The organism is Pelomonas sp. V22, from assembly GCF_030014915.1.
Classification (GTDB): domain Bacteria; phylum Pseudomonadota; class Gammaproteobacteria; order Burkholderiales; family Burkholderiaceae_C; genus JAUASW01.
In genome coordinates this window covers 55,568-72,533 of the sequence record NZ_JAGIXS010000002.1, presented here as the reverse complement: position 1 = coordinate 72,533, position 16,966 = coordinate 55,568, and the positions used below count along the sequence as shown (strand labels likewise).

The following is a 16,966-nucleotide window of genomic DNA, read 5'->3' as shown; positions in this document are numbered from 1 at the left end:
CTTGTATTGCGTTGCCCAGCGGCTTTCCGACATTCCAAGGAACGCACCATGGCAATCGCCGTTACCAAGAAGGCAGAAATCGTCAAGTCGAACGCTCGCAGCGCCAATGACACCGGATCCCCGGAAGTCCAAGTTGCTCTGCTGACCGCTCGCATCAACGACCTGACCCCCCACTTCAAGACCCACGCCAAGGACCACCACGGCCGTCGCGGTCTGCTGAAGATGGTCAATACGCGTAAGAGCTTGCTGTCCTACCTGAAGCGCAAGGACGCTGACCGCTACACCGCGCTGATCCAGAAGCTGGGCCTGCGCAAGTAATCTGGCGACGAAGTGAAAGAGCCTGTCTGGACTGCAAAGCCAGCACAGGCTCTTTGTCTTTCTGAACCGCAGCTGGAGACGAGCTGACGTGGCGACGATGTGTCATTCCATCGGGATTTGAATCAACGAAATCCGATGGAATGGCATCCCGCCAAACCCAGCTTCCCTCCCGGTTTTGATGCCGCACCGCAAGCGGCTCGACTCAAGAGGAGATGACATGAGCATGTTCAACAAAGTCACCAAGACCTTCCAATGGGGTCCCCACAATGTCGTGATGGAGACCGGCGAGATCGCCCGTCAGTCGTCCGGCGCCGTGCTGGTGAACATCGAAGACACCGTGGTGCTGGCCACCGTGGTTGCCAAGTCCCAGGCCAAGGCCGGCCAGGATTTCTTCCCGCTGACCGTCGACTACATCGAGAAGACCTACGCAGCCGGCAAGATCCCCGGCAGCTTCTTCAAGCGTGAAGGCCGTCCGAGCGAACTCGAGACGCTCACCTCGCGCCTGATCGACCGCCCGATCCGCCCGCTGTTCCCGGAAGGCTTCTTCAACGAAGTCCAGGTCGTGGTGCACGTGCTGTCGCTGAACCCTGAAGTGCAGGCCGACATCGCCGCGCTGATCGCTTCGAGCGCCGCGCTGGCCGTTTCCGGCATCCCGTTCAGCGGCCCGATCGGCGCCGCTCGCGTGGGCTATGTCAACGGCGAGTACATCCTGAACCCGGGCAAGACCGCCCTGATCGATTCCAAGATGGACCTGGTCGTGGCCGGCACCGAAGCTGCCGTGCTGATGGTCGAGTCGGAAGCCGACCAACTGAGCGAAGACATCATGCTGGGTGGCGTGGTCTACGGCCACGAGCAAAGCAAGATCGCCATCAACGCGATCCACGAACTGGTGCGCGACGCCGGCAAGCCGGCCTGGGACTGGAAGGCCCCGGCCAAGAATGAGCCCTTCATCGCCAAGGTCAACGGCCTGGCCGAAGAAGCCCTGCGTGCCGCTTACCAGATCCGCTCCAAGCAAGCCCGCACCGAGGCTTGCCGCGCTGTCTATTCGAGCGTCAAGGAAGCCCTGAAGGCTGAAGGCGTTGAGTTCGACGGCGTCGAGGTCGACGGCCTGCTGTTCGAGATCGAAGCCCGCATCGTGCGCGGCCAGATCCTGGCTGGCGAGCCCCGCATCGACGGCCGCGACACCCGCACCGTGCGCGCCATCGAAATCCGCAACGGCGTGCTGCCGCGCACCCACGGCTCGGCCCTGTTCACCCGTGGTGAAACGCAAGGCCTGGTTGTTGCCACGCTCGGTACCGACCGCGACGCCCAGCGCATCGACGCACTGGCTGGCGAGTTCGAAGACCGCTTCATGATGCACTACAACATGCCTCCGTTCGCCACCGGCGAAACCGGTCGCGTGGGCAGCCCGAAGCGCCGCGAAATCGGCCACGGCCGCCTGGCCAAGCGCGCACTGATTGCTGCGCTGCCGAGCAAGGAAGACTTCCCGTACACGATGCGCGTGGTCTCGGAAATCACGGAAAGCAATGGCTCCTCGTCGATGGCTTCGGTCTGCGGCGGCTGCCTGGCTCTGATGGACGCTGGCGTGCCGATGAAGGCCCACGTGGCCGGTATCGCCATGGGCCTGATCAAGGACGCCAACCGCTTCGCCGTGCTGACCGACATCCTGGGTGACGAAGATCACCTGGGCGACATGGATTTCAAGGTGGCCGGCACAACCAGCGGCATCACCGCCCTGCAGATGGACATCAAGATCCAGGGCATCACCAAGGAAATCATGCAGGTCGCGCTGGCGCAAGCCAAGGAAGCCCGCCTGCACATCCTCGGCAAGATGGTCGAAGCCATGGGCACGGCCAACACCGAGGTGTCGCAGTTCGCGCCGCGGCTGTACACGATGAAGATCAACCCGGAAAAGATCCGTGACGTGATCGGCAAGGGCGGCGCGACCATTCGTGCGCTGACCGAAGAAACCGGCACCACGATCGACATCGGCGAAGACGGCACCATCACCATCGCCTCGACCGACGCCGACAAGGCCGCTCACGCCAAGAAGCGCATCGAAGAGATCACCGCTGAAGTGGAAGTGGGCAAGGTCTACGAAGGCCCGATCACCAAGATCCTGGACTTCGGCGCTCTTGTGAACCTGCTGCCTGGCAAGGACGGCCTGCTGCACATCAGCCAGATCGCCCATCAGCGCGTCGAGAAGGTCACCGACTTCCTGACCGAAGGCCAGATCGTCAAGGTCAAGGTCCTGGAGACGGACGAGAAGGGCCGCATCAAGCTGTCGATGAAGGCGTTGCTCGAGCGTGACGCTGCCCCGGCTGGCGACGCGCCCCAGCAGTAAGCCTTTCGCGGCCCCGCATCGAGCTCAGCATGCGCGCCATCGCCATCAGCCGCCCCGGCGGCCCTGAGGTGCTGCAAGTGATCGAGCGTCCCGCTCCGCAAGCCGGAGCGGGCGAATGCCTGATCGCGGTTGAAGCCTATGGCATCAATCGCCCTGACGTCTTGCAGCGCAAGGGTGCCTATCCGCCACCTCCTGGTGCCAGCGATTTGCCTGGACTGGAAGTGGCGGGGCGCATCGTTGCCGGCGATATGCAGGAACTGGCTGCGGCCGGTTTCAAGCCGGGCGATGCTGTCTGTGCGCTGGTGTCGGGTGGCGGCTATGCCGAAGCCTGCGTGGCGCCGCTGGCCCAGTGCCTGCCGGTGCCCGAGGGCTGGCGCATGGCCGAGGCTGCCAGCCTGCCGGAGACCTTCTTCACCGTCTGGTCGAACGTGTTCGGCCGGGCAGGCTTGAAGAGCGGCGAGACGCTGCTGGTGCATGGCGGCAGCAGCGGCATCGGCGTGACGGCAATCCAATTGGCGAAAGCCTTTGGTGCGCGCGTGCTGGTGACCGTCGGCAATGCTGACAAGGCTGCCGCCTGCCTGAAGCTGGGCGCCGATGTGGCGATCAACTACCGCGAGCAGGATTTCGTCGCCGAAGCCAAGGCTGCCACGGGTGGCCGGGGTGTCGACGTGATCCTGGACATGGTGGCGGGCTCCTATGTGGAGCGCAATGTGCAATGTCTGGCTGATGATGGCCGCGCGGTCATCATCGCCGTGCAAGGGGGCGTGGACGCGAAGTTCGATGCGGGTCAGGTCTTGCGCCGCCGTCTGACGATCAGCGGCTCGACCCTGCGTCCGCGCTCGCTGGCTTTCAAGGCTGGCGTGGCCAAGGAGTTGCGCGAGAGGGTCTGGCCGCTGTTGGTCGACCGCAAGATCGCCCCGGTGATCTTCCGGGAACTGCCGGCGGCTGATGCCGCTGCGGCACATGCGCTGATGGAGTCGGGCGAGCATGTCGGCAAGATCGTGCTCGTCTGGTGAGGACTGAACAATGAGCCAAAGAAGAAAACTCGTCGTCGGCAACTGGAAGATGCATGGCAGCCGTGCTGCCAATGCCTTGTTGCTGGCTGGCCTGAAGGAGGCGGGTCCGTGGAATGCCGATGTGGCGGTCTGCGTGCCTTTTCCCTACATCACCGAGACCGCGCTGGCCCTGACCGGCGTGAACATTGCCTTCGGTGCACAAGACTGCTCGGCGCATGAGCAGGGCGCCTACACCGGCGAGGTGTCGTCAGCCATGCTGCACGACATCGGCTGCCGCTATGCCATCGTGGGCCACTCCGAGCGGCGCGCCTATCACCGCGAGAGCGACCAACTGGTGGCTGACAAGGCCAAGGCAGCGCTGGCGCACGGTGTCACGCCCATCGTCTGCGTCGGCGAGACGCTCGCAGAGCGTGAAGCCGGCCAGACCGAGGTGGTGGTGAAGCGCCAACTGGCCGCCGTGATCCACACGCTGACGCATTGCATCGGCGAGATCGTCGTGGCCTACGAGCCGGTCTGGGCCATCGGCACGGGCCTCACGGCTTCGCCCGAACAGGCCCAGGCCGTGCACCATGTGCTGCGTGCTCAGCTGCATGCGGCCACGCAAAAGGGCGATGCGATGCGCATCCTCTACGGCGGCAGCGTCAAGCCCGACAACGCGGCCCAGCTGTTTGCGCAGGCTGATATCGATGGCGGCCTGATTGGCGGCGCTGCCTTGAAGTCGGCTGACTTTGCAGCCATCTGCCGCGCGGCACAGGTCTGAATCCCCTGGGGCGCGGCCTCGACGGCCGTGTCTCCAATGAATACGAGAAAACTGGAGAGTTTGAAATGCAAGTGATGATGAACGTGGTCCTGATGGTGCAGCTGATCAGTGCCCTGGTGATGATCGGCCTGGTGCTGGTCCAGCACGGCAAGGGTGCCGACATGGGGGCCTCCTTCGGCAGCGGTGCCTCGGGCAGCCTGTTCGGTGCCACCGGCAGCGCCAACTTCCTGTCGCGCACCACGGCCGTCTGCGCCACCATCTTCTTCGTCTGCACGCTGGCCCTGGCCTACATGGCGAACCACCGTGCCACGGCGCCGGTGGCTGAGTCGGGTCAGACTGTGCTGGACCGTGCCGCGCCTGGCGCCGACGCGGCTTCTGCGCCGGTGCTGCCGAGCGCTGTTCCCACCGCGCTGCCGGCTGCTTCCGCTGCCTCCAAGTGATATTGCTGCGAGCGTTGTGACGCCACTCGCACAGCGCTCGCATTGCACTTGATCTCGCGCAGCGGAAAGAGGCTCAGACTCCTCGGGAGCCTCAATATTTCGGTATAGAATGCGAGGCTGTTCGGTAAGCAATCCTCAAGCAAACCGAATGCATTTGAAGACAAGCCGTCGTGGTGAAATTGGTAGACACGCTATCTTGAGGGGGTAGTGGCGAAAGCTGTGCGAGTTCGAGTCTCGCCGACGGCACCAGATATTCGGTCGGGGCAGGGGTTGGAGCCCTTATGCTACTGATCGTGCGCCCTGTCGCAGCGTTGCAAGCGCTGCAGGGGACAAGGCGGGCGCGGTCCGTGAGCGGCATTGCAAAATGACGCTGGCGGCGCGCCCGTTGCTTTTGCTGGATCGCGGCCCGGAGGCCGTGAATCAGTTCAACCGAGAGCACCTGCTGTGAGCCTGGATCAGTACCTACCCGTCATCCTCTTCATCTTGGTCGGCGCAGCGGTGGGGATCATCCCCCAGGTCCTGGGCTACATCATGGGCCCGAATCGGCCGGATCAGGCCAAAAACTCCCCTTACGAATGCGGCTTCGAGGCCTTTGACGACGCGCGAATGAAGTTCGACGTGCGCTACTACCTCGTGGCCATTCTGTTCATCCTGTTCGACCTGGAAATTGCCTTCCTGTTTCCCTGGGCTGTGGCCCTGCGTGAAATCGGCGCGACAGGTTTCTGGGCGATGATGATTTTCCTGGGCATCCTCGTCGTGGGCTTTGCCTACGAGTGGAAAAAAGGCGCTCTGGACTGGGAATAAGGCAAAGCAATGGGCATCGAAGGCGTTCTCAAAGAAGGCTTTGTCACCACCTCGGTCGACAAGCTGATCAACTGGTCCAAGACCGGTTCCCTGTGGCCGATGACCTTCGGCCTCGCTTGCTGTGCGGTCGAGATGATGCACGCCGGTGCGGCGCGCTATGACATCGACCGCTTCGGCATGTTGTTCCGACCGAGCCCGCGCCAATCCGATCTGATGATCGTGGCCGGCACGCTGTGCAACAAGATGGCACCGGCGCTGCGCAAGGTCTACGACCAGATGGCCGAGCCGCGCTGGGTGCTCTCGATGGGCTCCTGCGCCAATGGCGGCGGCTACTACCACTACAGCTATTCCGTCGTGCGCGGCTGCGACCGCATCGTGCCGGTGGACGTCTATGTGCCGGGCTGTCCGCCCACGGCCGAGGCGCTGCTCTACGGCATCCTGCAACTGCAGGCCAAGATCCGCCGCGAAAACACGATTGCCCGCGCATGAGCACCAAACTCGACACCCTGCAGGCGGCCCTGCAAGCAGCGCTCGGCGAGCGCATCGTCGAACTGAAGAACGCCCTTGGAGAGTTGACGCTGCGCGTCGCGCCCAAGGACTACTTCGAAGTGGCCACCATCCTGCGTGATCATCCCGAGCTGAAGTTCGAACAGCTGATCGACCTCTGCGGTCTCGACTACTCCGACTACGGCAATGGGGGCTACGAAGGCCCGCGCTTCGCCGTCTCCACGCACCTGCTGTCGGTCAGCAAGAACTGGCGCCTGCGCCTCAAGGTCTTCTGCGCCGATGACGACTTCCCCTGCGTCGCTGCGGTCACCCCGATCTGGACGGCTGCCAACTGGTTCGAGCGTGAAGCCTTTGACCTTTACGGCATCCTGTTCGAAGGTCACGAAGACCTGCGCCGCATCCTGACCGACTACGGTTTCATCGGCCATCCGATGCGCAAGGACTTCCCGACCTCGGGCCATGTCGAAATGCGCTACGACGCCGAGCAGAAGCGCGTGATCTACCAGCCGGTCACCATCGAGCCGCGTGAAATCACGCCGCGCGTGATCCGCGAAGACAACTACGGCGGAATCTGATTCATGGCCGACATCAAGAACTACACCCTGAATTTCGGCCCGCAGCATCCGGCCGCCCACGGCGTGCTGCGCCTGGTGCTGGAGCTGGACGGTGAAGTCATCCAGCGCGCCGACCCGCACATCGGCCTCTTGCACCGCGCTACCGAGAAGCTGGCCGAGAGCAAGACCTACATCCAGTCGCTGCCCTATATGGACCGCCTCGACTACGTGTCGATGATGGCCAATGAGCACGCCTACTGCCTGGCCATCGAGAAGATGATGGGCATCGAGGTGCCGATCCGAGCGCAGTACATCCGCGTGATGTACGCCGAGATCACCCGCCTGCTGAACCACCTGCTGTGGCTGGGCTGCCATGGCCTGGACTGCGGCGCGATGAACATCCTCATCTACTGCTTCCGCGAGCGTGAGGACCTGTTCGACATGTACGAGGCGGTGTCGGGTGCGCGCATGCACGCGGCCTATTTCCGTCCGGGCGGCGTCTACCGCGACCTGCCGGACGTGATGCCGCAGTACCAGGTCAGCAAGATCAAGAACGCCAAGGCGATTGCCCAGCTGAACGAGAACCGTCAGGGCTCACTGCTGGACTTCATCGACGACTTCTGCAAGCGCTTCCCCAAGAACGTCGACGACTACGAGACGCTGCTGACCGACAACCGCATCTGGAAGCAGCGTACCGTCGGCATCGGCGTGGTCACGCCCGAGCGCGCGCTGAACTTGGGCCTCACCGGCGCCATGCTGCGCGGCTCCGGCATCGCCTGGGACCTGCGCAAGACCCAGCCCTACGACGTCTACGACAAGATGGACTTCGACGTGCCGGTGGGTGTGGAAGGTGATACGTACGACCGTTATGTCGTGCGTGTCGAGGAAATGCGCCAGTCCAACCGCATCATCCAGCAATGCGTGGAGTGGCTGCGCAAGAACCCCGGCCCGGTCATCACCGACAACCACAAGGTGGCACCGCCTTCGCGCGTCGACATGAAGTCGAACATGGAAGAGCTGATCCACCACTTCAAGCTCTTCACCGAAGGTTTCCGCGTGCCCGAGGGCGAGGCCTACGCCGCCGTGGAGCACCCGAAGGGCGAGTTCGGCATTTACATCGTCAGCGATGGTGCCAACAAGCCTTACCGCCTGAAGATTCGCGCGCCGGGCTTCTCGCACCTGGCAGCGCTCGACGAAATGTCGCGCGGCCACATGATTGCCGACGCCGTGGCCGTGATCGGCACGATGGACATCGTGTTCGGTGAGATCGATCGATGAGTACCGCGATGAGCACTGCTGAATACACCCTGACCGAGGCCACCGCCGCGCGTTTCGCACGCGAGGTTGCCAAGTACCCGGCCGACCAGAAGCAGTCGGCCGTGATGGCTTGTCTGTCCATCGTCCAGCAGGAAGAGGGCTTTGTGTCGCGCGCCAGCGAAGACGCGATTGCCGCCTACCTGGGCATGCCGCCCATCGCTGTGTACGAGGTCACGACCTTCTACAACATGTACAACCAGCAGAAGGTCGGCAAGTTCAAGCTGAACGTCTGCGCCAACCTGCCTTGCCAGCTGCGCGACGGCCAGAGCGCGCTCGACCACCTCTGCAGCAAGCTGGGTGTGGAGCAGGGCGGCACGACGGCCGATGGCCTGTTCACCGTGCAGAAGAGCGAATGCCTGGGTGCCTGCGCCGATGCGCCGGTGATGCTGGTCAACGACCGCCAGATGTGCAGCTTCATGAGCACCGCGCGCCTGGACGAGCTGGTCGACACGCTGCGTGCCCACGCGGCCAAGAACTGAGGGACGACCGAGCATGCTGGATCTCTCCAAGTTTCAAGCGACAGGCACCGAGACCTGTTTCCACGACCGCCACATCGGCCCGCAGATCTATGCCGGCCTCGATGGCAAGAACTGGAGCCTGAAGGACTACGTGGCGCGAGGCGGTTACGCAGCGCTGCGCAAGATCCTCGGCAAGGACGGCGCGCCGGTGGCCGAAGGCCAGGCGCCTGGCATGACGTCGGACCAGGTGATCGCCGAGGTCAAGGCTTCGGGTCTGCGCGGCCGTGGCGGCGCCGGTTTCCCGACGGGCCTGAAGTGGAGCTTCATGCCCCGCCAGTTCCCGGGCGCGAAGTACCTGGTCTGCAACTCGGACGAAGGCGAGCCGGGCACCTGCAAGGACCGCGACATCCTGATGTTCAACCCGCACATCGTCATCGAAGGCATGGCCATTGCCGCCTACGCGATGGGCATCAAGACGGGCTACAACTACATCCACGGCGAGATCTTCGAGGTCTACGAGCGCTTCGAAGCGGCCCTGGAAGAAGCCCGCGCCGCCGGCTTCCTCGGCGACAACATCCTGGGTTCGGACTTCAGCTTCCAGCTGCACGCCTTCCATGGTTTTGGCGCCTACATCTGCGGTGAGGAAACCGCGCTGCTCGAATCGCTGGAAGGCAAGAAGGGCCAGCCGCGCTTCAAGCCGCCGTTCCCGGCCTCGTTCGGCCTGTACGGCAAGCCGACCACGATCAACAACACCGAGACCTTCGCGGCAGTGCCCTGGATCATCCGCAACGGTGGCCAGCCCTACCTCGAGATCGGCAAGCCCAACAACGGCGGCACCAAGATCTTCTCGGTCTCTGGCGATGTGAACAAGCCCGGCAACTACGAGATCCCGCTGGGCACGCCCTTCGAGAAGCTGCTGGAGCTGGCTGGCGGTGTGCGCACCGGCCGCAAGCTCAAGGCCGTGATCCCCGGCGGCTCTTCAGCCCCGGTGCTGACGGCCGACGTGATGATGCAGTGCACGATGGACTATGACTCCATCGCCAAGGCCGGCTCCATGCTGGGCTCGGGCGCCGTCATCGTGATGGACGATTCGCGCTGCATGGTCAACAGCCTGCTGCGCCTCTCCTACTTCTACGCCCACGAGAGCTGCGGCCAGTGCACGCCCTGCCGCGAAGGCACGGGCTGGATGCACCGCGTGATCGAGCGCATCGCCAACGGCCAAGGCCGCAAGGACGACCTCGACCTCTTGAACTCCGTGGCCGACAACATCCAGGGCCGCACCATCTGCGCGCTGGGCGATGCCGCCGCGATGCCGGTGCGCGCCATGATCAAGAACTTCAAGAGCGAGTTCGTGCAGATGATCGAACAGGCGCAAAAAACCGCGCAACCCGCGAAGGCGGCTTGAGCCGAGCCAGGACAGAACATGGTTGAAATCGAACTCGACGGCAAGAAGATTGAGGTGCTCGAAGGCAGCATGGTGATGCATGCGGCCGAGAAGGCAGGCACCTACATCCCGCACTTCTGCTATCACAAGAAGCTCTCCATCGCCGCCAACTGCCGCATGTGCCTGGTGGACGTGGAGAAGGCACCGAAGCCGATGCCCGCCTGCGCCACGCCGGTGACGCAAGGCATGATCGTTCGCACCAAGAGCGAGAAGGCGCTGAAGGCCCAGCAGGGTGTCATGGAATTTCTGCTGATCAACCACCCGCTGGATTGCCCGATCTGCGACCAGGGCGGCGAGTGCCAGCTGCAGGACCTGGCCGTGGGCTACGGTGGCAGCAAGTCGCGCTACTCGGAAGAGAAGCGCGTGGTGTTCCACAAGAACATCGGCCCGCTGGTCTCGATGGAAGAGATGAGCCGTTGCATTCATTGCACGCGCTGCGTCCGCTTCGGCCAGGAGATCGCCGGCCAGATGGAACTGGGCATGGCCCACCGCGGCGAGCACAGCGAGATCCAGACCTTTGTCGGCCGCACGGTCGACTCGGAGCTGTCGGGCAACATGATCGACGTCTGCCCGGTCGGTGCGCTCACGAGCAAGCCCTTCCGCTACAGCGCCCGCACCTGGGAGCTGTCGCGCCGCAAGAGCGTTTCGCCGCATGACTCCACCGGCGCCAACCTGATCGTCCAGGTCAAGGGCCAGCAGGTGATGCGCGTCGTGCCGCTGGAGAACGAAGACGTCAACGAATGCTGGATCGCCGACCGCGACCGCTTCTCCTACGAAGCGCTGAACAGCGATGCCCGCCTGACCGCTCCGATGATCAAGCAGGGCGGCGCCTGGAAGAGCGTCGACTGGACCACGGCCCTCGAGTACGTGGCCAACGGCCTGAAGAGCATCAAGAACGACCATGGCGCTTCGGCCATCGGCGCGCTGGGCTCGGCCCACAGCACCGTGGAAGAGCTGCACCTGCTGTCGCAGCTGACCCGCGCCCTGGGCAGCCAGAACGTCGACTACCGCCTGCGCCATTCGGACTTCGGCAACATGGCCGATGCCGGCAAAGCCCAGTGGCTTGGCCTGCCCATCGCTGAGCTGAGCACGCTGGACCGCGCGCTGGTGATCGGCTCCTTCCTGCGCAAGGACCATCCGCTGTTTGCCCAGCGCCTGCGCCAGGCGGCTCGCCGTGGCGCCAAGGTGATGAGCATCTCCGGCTCGGCTGAAGACTGGCTGATGAACGTCGCCGAGCGCGTGGTGGCTGCACCGAGCGCCTGGCTGGCTGAGCTGGCTGGTGTGGCTGCTGCTGTCGCCGAGCTGGCAGGCGCTGCAGCCCCGGTGACTGCGCAAGCCTCTGACGCTGCCAAGCGCATCGCCAACGCCCTGTGGAGCGGCCAGCGCAAAGCCCTGCTGCTCGGCAATGCCGCTGCACAGCATCCTCAAGCTGCTCAACTGCTGTCGCTGGCCAACTGGATTGGCGAGAAGACCGGCGCCCGCGTCGGCTACCTGACCGCAGCGGCCAACACCGTGGGTGCGCAGCTGGTCGGTGCGCTGCCGATGGCAGGTGGCCTGAATGCTGGCGAGATGCTGAATGGCTCGCTGAAGGCACTGCTGCTGCTGAACACCGACCCGGTGCTCGATTCGGCCAACGCCGCTGCCGCCGCCAAGGCGCTGCAGGCCGCCGAGATGGTCGTGGTGATGAGTCCGTTCAAGACCGGCCTCGACTACGCCGACGTGCTGCTGCCGGTCGCCCCGTTCACCGAGACCTCGGGCTCCTTCGTCAATGCCGAAGGTCGCCTGCAGAGCTTCGTTGGCGTGGTGAAGCCGCTGGCTGAAACCCGCCCGGGCTGGAAGGTGCTGCGCGTGCTCGCGAATGTGCTGGGCCTGCCGGGCTTTGCTCAAGAGAGCTCCGAGCAGGTTCGCATTGAGGCGTTGGGTGTGGATGCTGATCTGAGCGCTCGCCTGAGCAACGCCGGCGACGCCGCAGTGACGCTGACGGCCGGTGAAGGCGGTGCTATCGAACGCCTTGCCGATGTGCCGATCTACGCCACCGATGCGCTGGTCCGCAACGCCACCTCGCTGCAGCTGACCAAGGATGCCCGCACGGCGCCGGTCGCTACTCTGTCTAGCGCGCTGTGGCAGCAACTGGGCCTCTCCGACGACGCCAACAAGATCCTGGTCAGCCAGGAAGGTGCAGGCTCTGCGCAGCTGACAGCCAAGCTCGATGCCGCGCTGCCCGCCAATGTGGTGCGCGTGCCGGCCGGCCTGGCCGAGACGCAGGCGCTGGGTGCCATGTTCGGCACGCTGACCGTGGCCAAGGTGTGAGGCAGGAACAAGCATGATCGACACCCTCTACCAAACCGGCGCTTCCCTGCTGGGCGCCCTGTGGCCGGTGGTCTGGAGCCTGCTCAAGATCATCGTGGTCGTGGCACCGCTGATGATCTGCGTGGCCTACCTGACGCTGTGGGAGCGCAAGGCCATCGGCTGGTCGCAGATCCGCCCGGGTCCGAACCGCGTGGGCCCTTATGGCCTGCTGACCCCGATTGCCGACGCCGTGAAGCTGATCTTCAAGGAGATCATCCTGCCGGCCAAGGCCAACCGTGGCCTGTTCTTCCTCGGCCCTATCATGACCATCATGCCGGCGCTGGCGGCCTGGGCCGTCGTGCCCTTCGGCCCGCAAGCGGCCGTGGCGGACGTGAACGCCGGCCTGCTGTTCCTGATGGCCATCACCTCGCTCGAGGTCTATGGCGTGATCATTGCCGGCTGGGCCTCGAACTCCAAGTACGCCTTCCTCGGCGCGCTGCGTGCCTCGGCACAGATGGTGTCCTACGAGATCGCCATGGGCTTTGCCCTCGTGATCGTGCTGATGGTCACCGGCAGCATGAACATGACGCAGATCGTCGTCTCGCAGGAGACCGGTCGCTTTGCCTCGATGGGCATCCCGCTGCTGTCGTGGAACTGGCTGCCGCTGCTGCCGATCTTCGTCGTCTACTTCATCTCGGGCCTGGCTGAAACCAACCGCCACCCGTTCGACGTGGTGGAAGGCGAATCGGAAATCGTGGCCGGCCACATGATCGAGTACTCGGGCATGTCGTTCGCGATGTTCTTCCTGGCCGAGTACGCCAACATGATCCTGGTGTCCTGCCTGGCCGTGGTGATGTTCCTCGGCGGCTGGTCGGCACCGATCTCCTTCAGCCTGCTCGGCATGGAGACGCCGGAGTTCATCAAGAACACCATGGCCTTCTGGAATTGGGCCTGGCTGTTCGGCAAGACCTTCTTCGTCGTCACCTGCTTCCTGTGGGTCCGCGCCACCTTCCCGCGCTTCCGCTACGACCAGATCATGCGTCTGGGCTGGAAGATCTTCATTCCTGTGACGCTGGTCTGGCTGGTCGTTGTCGGCCTGTGGATCCAGTCTCCGTTCAACATCTGGAATTGACGACATGAGTAGCGCCGTCAGCCATTTCTTCAAGAGCTTCATGCTCACCGAGCTGTTCAAGGGCATGGCCCTGACCGGCCGGCATTTCCTCTCGCGCAACATCACGGTCCAGTTCCCGGAAGAGAAGACGCCGCTGAGCCCGCGTTTCCGCGGCCTGCACGCGCTGCGCCGCTACGAGAACGGTGAAGAGCGTTGCATCGCCTGCAAGCTCTGCGAGGCCGTGTGCCCGGCGATGGCCATCACCATCGAATCCGACGTGCGTGACGACGGCTCGCGCCGCACCACGCGCTACGACATCGACCTGACCAAGTGCATCTTCTGCGGCTTCTGCGAAGAGAGCTGCCCGGTGGACTCCATCGTCGAAACCTCGATCTTCGAATACCACGGCGAAAAGCGTGGCGACCTCTACTTCACGAAGGAGATGTTGCTGGCCGTGGGCGACAAGTACGAACCGCAGATCGCAGCCCAAAAGGAGGCCGACGCCAAGTACCGCTGACCCGGCCTTCCTGGCGCAAGCCAGGTTCGCTGCGTTGTACTTGCCGAGCTAGCTATGGACATCACCACCGCTCTGTTCTACGTCTTCTCCGCCGTGCTGCTGGGGGCTTCCGTCCGTGTCATCACGGCCAAGTCCACGGTGCATTCGGCGCTGTTCCTGATCCTCGCCTTCTTCAGCGCGTCCTGCGTCTGGATGCTGCTGAAGGCCGAGTTCCTGGCCATCACCCTGGTGCTGGTCTACATCGGTGCCGTGATGGTGCTGTTCCTCTTCGTCGTGATGATGCTGGACATCACCAGCGACCGCGTGCGGGACGGGTTCTGGAAGCACCTTCCGATGGCCGCCCTCGTGGGCGTGCTGATCGCGCTGGAAATGGCCGCCATCCTGCTGCCGGGCTTCCGCCTGAAGGATGCGCCCGAGCTGAGCGCCGCCGCAGCCAAGCTCGGCAACACCAAGCTGCTGGGCATCGAGGTCTACACGAACTATCTGTACCCGCTGCAGATCGCTGCCGTGCTGCTGCTGGTGGCCATCATTGCCGCTATCGCGCTGACGCTGCGCCGTCGCAAGGACTCGCGCTCGCAAGATCCGTCGGAGCAGGTCAAGGTCAAGAAGGCTGACCGTCTGCGCATCGTCAAGATGGCGCCGACCGTTGAAGCCCCCGCTGCGCCTGCGGCCGACGCCAACAACACGGGAGCCGCATGATGCTGGGTGCTCTGACCCTGGGACATTTCCTGACGCTGGGCGCGATCCTGTTCGCGCTGTCGGTGATCGGCATCTTCCTGAACCGCAAGAACCTGATCGTGCTGCTGATGGCCATCGAGCTGATGCTGCTGGCGGTCAACCTGAACTTCGTCGCCTTCTCGCACTACCTGGGCGACATGGCTGGCCAGGTCTTCGTGTTCTTCATCCTGACGGTGGCGGCGGCCGAGTCGGCCATCGGCCTCGCGATCCTGGTCGTGCTGTTCCGCAACCGCGCCAGCATCAACGTCGAAGAGCTCGACGCGCTGAAGGGCTAAAGGAACAGGACGCATCAAGATGTCTGCAACACTCTCCCAAAACATGCTGCTCGCGGTGCCGATGGCGCCGCTGGTCGGTGCCATCGCCGCCGGCTTCTTCGGCAAGCAGATCGGCCGCCGCGGTGCCCACAGCATCACCATCCTCGGCGTGCTGATCGCCTTCATCATCTCGGCGATGACGCTGAAGTCGGTGGCCGTGGACGGCGCCCGCTTCAACGAGACCATCTATGAGTGGATGGTGCTCGGCGGCCTGAAGATGGAAGTCGGCTTCCTGGTCGATGGCCTCACGGCCATGATGATGTGCGTGGTGACCTTTGTGTCGCTGATGGTGCACATCTACACCATCGGCTACATGGAAGAAGACCCGGGCTACCAGCGCTTCTTCAGCTACATCTCGCTGTTCACCTTCTCGATGTTGATGCTCGTGATGAGCAACAACATGCTGCAGCTGTTCTTCGGCTGGGAAGCGGTGGGCCTGGTGTCGTACCTGCTGATCGGCTTCTGGTACACCAAGCCAACGGCGATCTTCGCCAACATGAAGGCCTTCCTGGTGAACCGGGTCGGCGACTTCGGCTTCATCCTCGGCATCGGCCTGCTGGTCGCCTACGGTGGCTCGCTGAACTACGCCGAGCTGTTCGGCAAGTCGGCCGAACTGGCCCAGGTCAAGTTCACGGCGCCGCTGTGGGGTTCGGACTGGATGATGCTGAGCGTGGCCTGCATCTGCCTGTTCATCGGCGCGATGGGCAAGTCGGCCCAGTTCCCGCTGCACGTCTGGCTGCCTGATTCGATGGAAGGCCCGACTCCGATCTCGGCCCTGATCCACGCGGCAACGATGGTGACCGCCGGCATCTTCATGGTGGCCCGCATGTCGCCGCTGTTTGAGCTGTCGGATACGGCCTTGAACTTCGTGCTGGTGATCGGTGCGATCACGGCGCTGTTCATGGGCTTCCTGGGCATCATCCAGAACGACATCAAGCGCGTGGTCGCGTACTCCACGCTCTCGCAGCTGGGCTACATGACGGTGGCGCTGGGTGCCTCGGCCTACTCGGTCGCCGTGTTCCACCTGATGACGCACGCCTTCTTCAAGGCCTTGCTGTTCCTCGGCGCCGGCTCGGTGATCATCGGCATGCACCATGACCAGGACATCCGCAACATGGGCGGCCTGCGCAAGTACATGCCCATCACCTGGATCACCTCGCTGCTGGGTTCGCTGGCCCTGATCGGCACGCCGCTGTTCTCGGGCTTCTACTCCAAGGACTCGATCATCGAGGCCGTGCATGCCAGCCATCTGCCGGGCGCACAGTTCGCCTACCTGGCGGTGATCATCGGCGTGTTCGTCACGGCCTTCTATTCGTTCCGGATGTACTTCCTGGTCTTCCACGGCAAGGAAAACTTCCATCACAAGCCCTTCCCGGGCGAGCACGATCATCACGACGATCATGGCGATGAACACCATGAGCCGCACGAGTCGCCCTGGGTGGTCACGGCGCCGCTGATCCTGCTGGCGATCCCCTCGGTGGTGATCGGCTTCCTGGCGATCCAGCCGATGCTGTTCGGTGACTTCTTCAAGGACGCGATCTTCGTGAACCACGAGGTCCACCACGCGATGAGCGAGTTGGCCCACGAGTTCCACGGTGCCGTGGCCATGGCCACACACGGTCTGACGGCGCTGCCGTTCTGGCTGGCGCTGGGGGGTGTCGTCACTGCCTACGTGTTCTACATGGTCGCGCCGAGCATCCCGGCCACCATCGCCAAGGTGCTGCGTCCGGTCATCGTCGTGCTTGAGAACAAGTACTTCATGGACTGGATCAACGAGAACATCCTGGCCCGCGCGGCCCGCCTGCTCGGCACCGGCCTCTGGAAGGGCGGTGACGGCATGGTGATCGACGGTGTGCTGATCGATGGTTCGGCCAAGGCGGTGGGCGGCATTGCCGGCATCGTGCGCCGTGTCCAGACCGGCCACCTGTACTGGTACGCCCTGGTGATGATCCTGGGTGTGATCGGCCTGATGAGCTGGCAGCTGTGGCCCTATATGTGGCCTCAATTCAAGGCCCTGGCGGGTCTTTGATCAGGG

The 16,966-nt window shown here is 63.7% G+C and carries 17 protein-coding genes and 1 tRNA gene; all 18 read left to right on the top strand.

The window, feature by feature from the left end; translation table 11 throughout:
- Positions 1-48 precede the first annotated feature (48 nt).
- The 18 genes from rpsO to nuoL all read left to right on the top strand — a co-directional run bounded on the left by rpsO (position 49) and on the right by nuoL (position 16,960).
- Positions 49-318 carry a 30S ribosomal protein S15 gene (gene rpsO / locus J7U46_RS09450; RefSeq protein WP_282825159.1) on the top strand — a complete coding sequence of 90 codons (270 nt, stop codon included), beginning with the start codon at positions 49-51 and terminating at the stop codon, positions 316-318.
- A gap of 217 nt (positions 319-535) precedes the next feature.
- Positions 536-2,662, top strand: a complete 2,127-nt coding sequence (gene pnp, locus J7U46_RS09445) for a polyribonucleotide nucleotidyltransferase (RefSeq protein ID WP_282825156.1) — start codon at positions 536-538, stop codon at positions 2,660-2,662.
- A 29-nt stretch (positions 2,663-2,691) separates the two neighbouring features.
- Entirely contained in the window at positions 2,692-3,678 is a 987-nt protein-coding gene (locus tag J7U46_RS09440; protein ID WP_282825154.1) for an NAD(P)H-quinone oxidoreductase, read from the top strand.
- 10 nt (positions 3,679-3,688) lie between these two features.
- Entirely contained in the window at positions 3,689-4,438 is a 750-nt protein-coding gene (gene tpiA, locus J7U46_RS09435; RefSeq protein ID WP_282825152.1) for a triose-phosphate isomerase, read from the top strand.
- Between the two features lie 65 nt (positions 4,439-4,503).
- Positions 4,504-4,878, top strand: coding sequence for a preprotein translocase subunit SecG (gene secG / locus J7U46_RS09430; RefSeq protein ID WP_282825150.1), 375 nt, complete (start codon positions 4,504-4,506; stop codon positions 4,876-4,878).
- Positions 4,879-5,042: 164 nt separating this feature from the next.
- A tRNA-Leu gene (locus J7U46_RS09425) sits at positions 5,043-5,127 on the top strand.
- Between the two features lie 195 nt (positions 5,128-5,322).
- The gene (locus J7U46_RS09420; RefSeq protein ID WP_282825148.1) at positions 5,323-5,682 is read left to right on the top strand and encodes an NADH-quinone oxidoreductase subunit A; all 360 of its coding nucleotides are present in this window, start codon (positions 5,323-5,325) and stop codon (positions 5,680-5,682) included.
- Between the two features lie 9 nt (positions 5,683-5,691).
- A complete protein-coding gene (locus J7U46_RS09415) occupies positions 5,692-6,171 on the top strand; it encodes an NADH-quinone oxidoreductase subunit B (protein ID WP_282825147.1) in 480 nt (159 codons plus the stop codon).
- Entirely contained in the window at positions 6,168-6,764 is a 597-nt protein-coding gene (locus J7U46_RS09410; RefSeq protein ID WP_282825145.1) for an NADH-quinone oxidoreductase subunit C, read from the top strand. The genes J7U46_RS09415 and J7U46_RS09410 overlap by 4 nt, the downstream gene beginning before the upstream one ends.
- 3 nt (positions 6,765-6,767) lie before the next feature.
- Positions 6,768-8,021, top strand: coding sequence for an NADH-quinone oxidoreductase subunit D (locus J7U46_RS09405; RefSeq protein WP_282825143.1), 1,254 nt, complete (start codon positions 6,768-6,770; stop codon positions 8,019-8,021).
- 8 nt (positions 8,022-8,029) lie between these two features.
- Positions 8,030-8,539 carry an NAD(P)H-dependent oxidoreductase subunit E gene (locus J7U46_RS09400; protein ID WP_282825142.1) on the top strand — a complete coding sequence of 170 codons (510 nt, stop codon included), beginning with the start codon at positions 8,030-8,032 and terminating at the stop codon, positions 8,537-8,539.
- 13 nt (positions 8,540-8,552) lie between these two features.
- A complete protein-coding gene (gene nuoF / locus J7U46_RS09395; RefSeq protein WP_282825140.1) occupies positions 8,553-9,923 on the top strand; it encodes an NADH-quinone oxidoreductase subunit NuoF in 1,371 nt (456 codons plus the stop codon).
- A gap of 18 nt (positions 9,924-9,941) precedes the next feature.
- Positions 9,942-12,272, top strand: a complete 2,331-nt coding sequence (nuoG, locus tag J7U46_RS09390; RefSeq protein ID WP_282825138.1) for an NADH-quinone oxidoreductase subunit NuoG — start codon at positions 9,942-9,944, stop codon at positions 12,270-12,272.
- A gap of 13 nt (positions 12,273-12,285) precedes the next feature.
- Entirely contained in the window at positions 12,286-13,383 is a 1,098-nt protein-coding gene (gene nuoH / locus J7U46_RS09385) for an NADH-quinone oxidoreductase subunit NuoH (RefSeq protein ID WP_282825136.1), read from the top strand.
- Positions 13,384-13,387: 4 nt separating this feature from the next.
- On the top strand, positions 13,388-13,879 hold the full coding sequence (gene nuoI, locus J7U46_RS09380) for an NADH-quinone oxidoreductase subunit NuoI (RefSeq protein ID WP_282825134.1): 492 nt from the start codon (positions 13,388-13,390) through the stop codon (positions 13,877-13,879).
- 54 nt (positions 13,880-13,933) lie between these two features.
- The gene (locus J7U46_RS09375) at positions 13,934-14,578 is read left to right on the top strand and encodes an NADH-quinone oxidoreductase subunit J (protein ID WP_282825133.1); all 645 of its coding nucleotides are present in this window, start codon (positions 13,934-13,936) and stop codon (positions 14,576-14,578) included.
- Positions 14,575-14,892, top strand: a complete 318-nt coding sequence (gene nuoK, locus J7U46_RS09370; protein WP_282825131.1) for an NADH-quinone oxidoreductase subunit NuoK — start codon at positions 14,575-14,577, stop codon at positions 14,890-14,892. Before J7U46_RS09375 ends, nuoK begins: the two co-directional genes overlap by 4 nt.
- A gap of 19 nt (positions 14,893-14,911) precedes the next feature.
- Complete coding sequence (gene nuoL / locus J7U46_RS09365) at positions 14,912-16,960, top strand: NADH-quinone oxidoreductase subunit L (RefSeq protein ID WP_282825129.1); 2,049 nt, start codon at positions 14,912-14,914, stop codon at positions 16,958-16,960.
- Positions 16,961-16,966 lie beyond the last annotated feature (6 nt).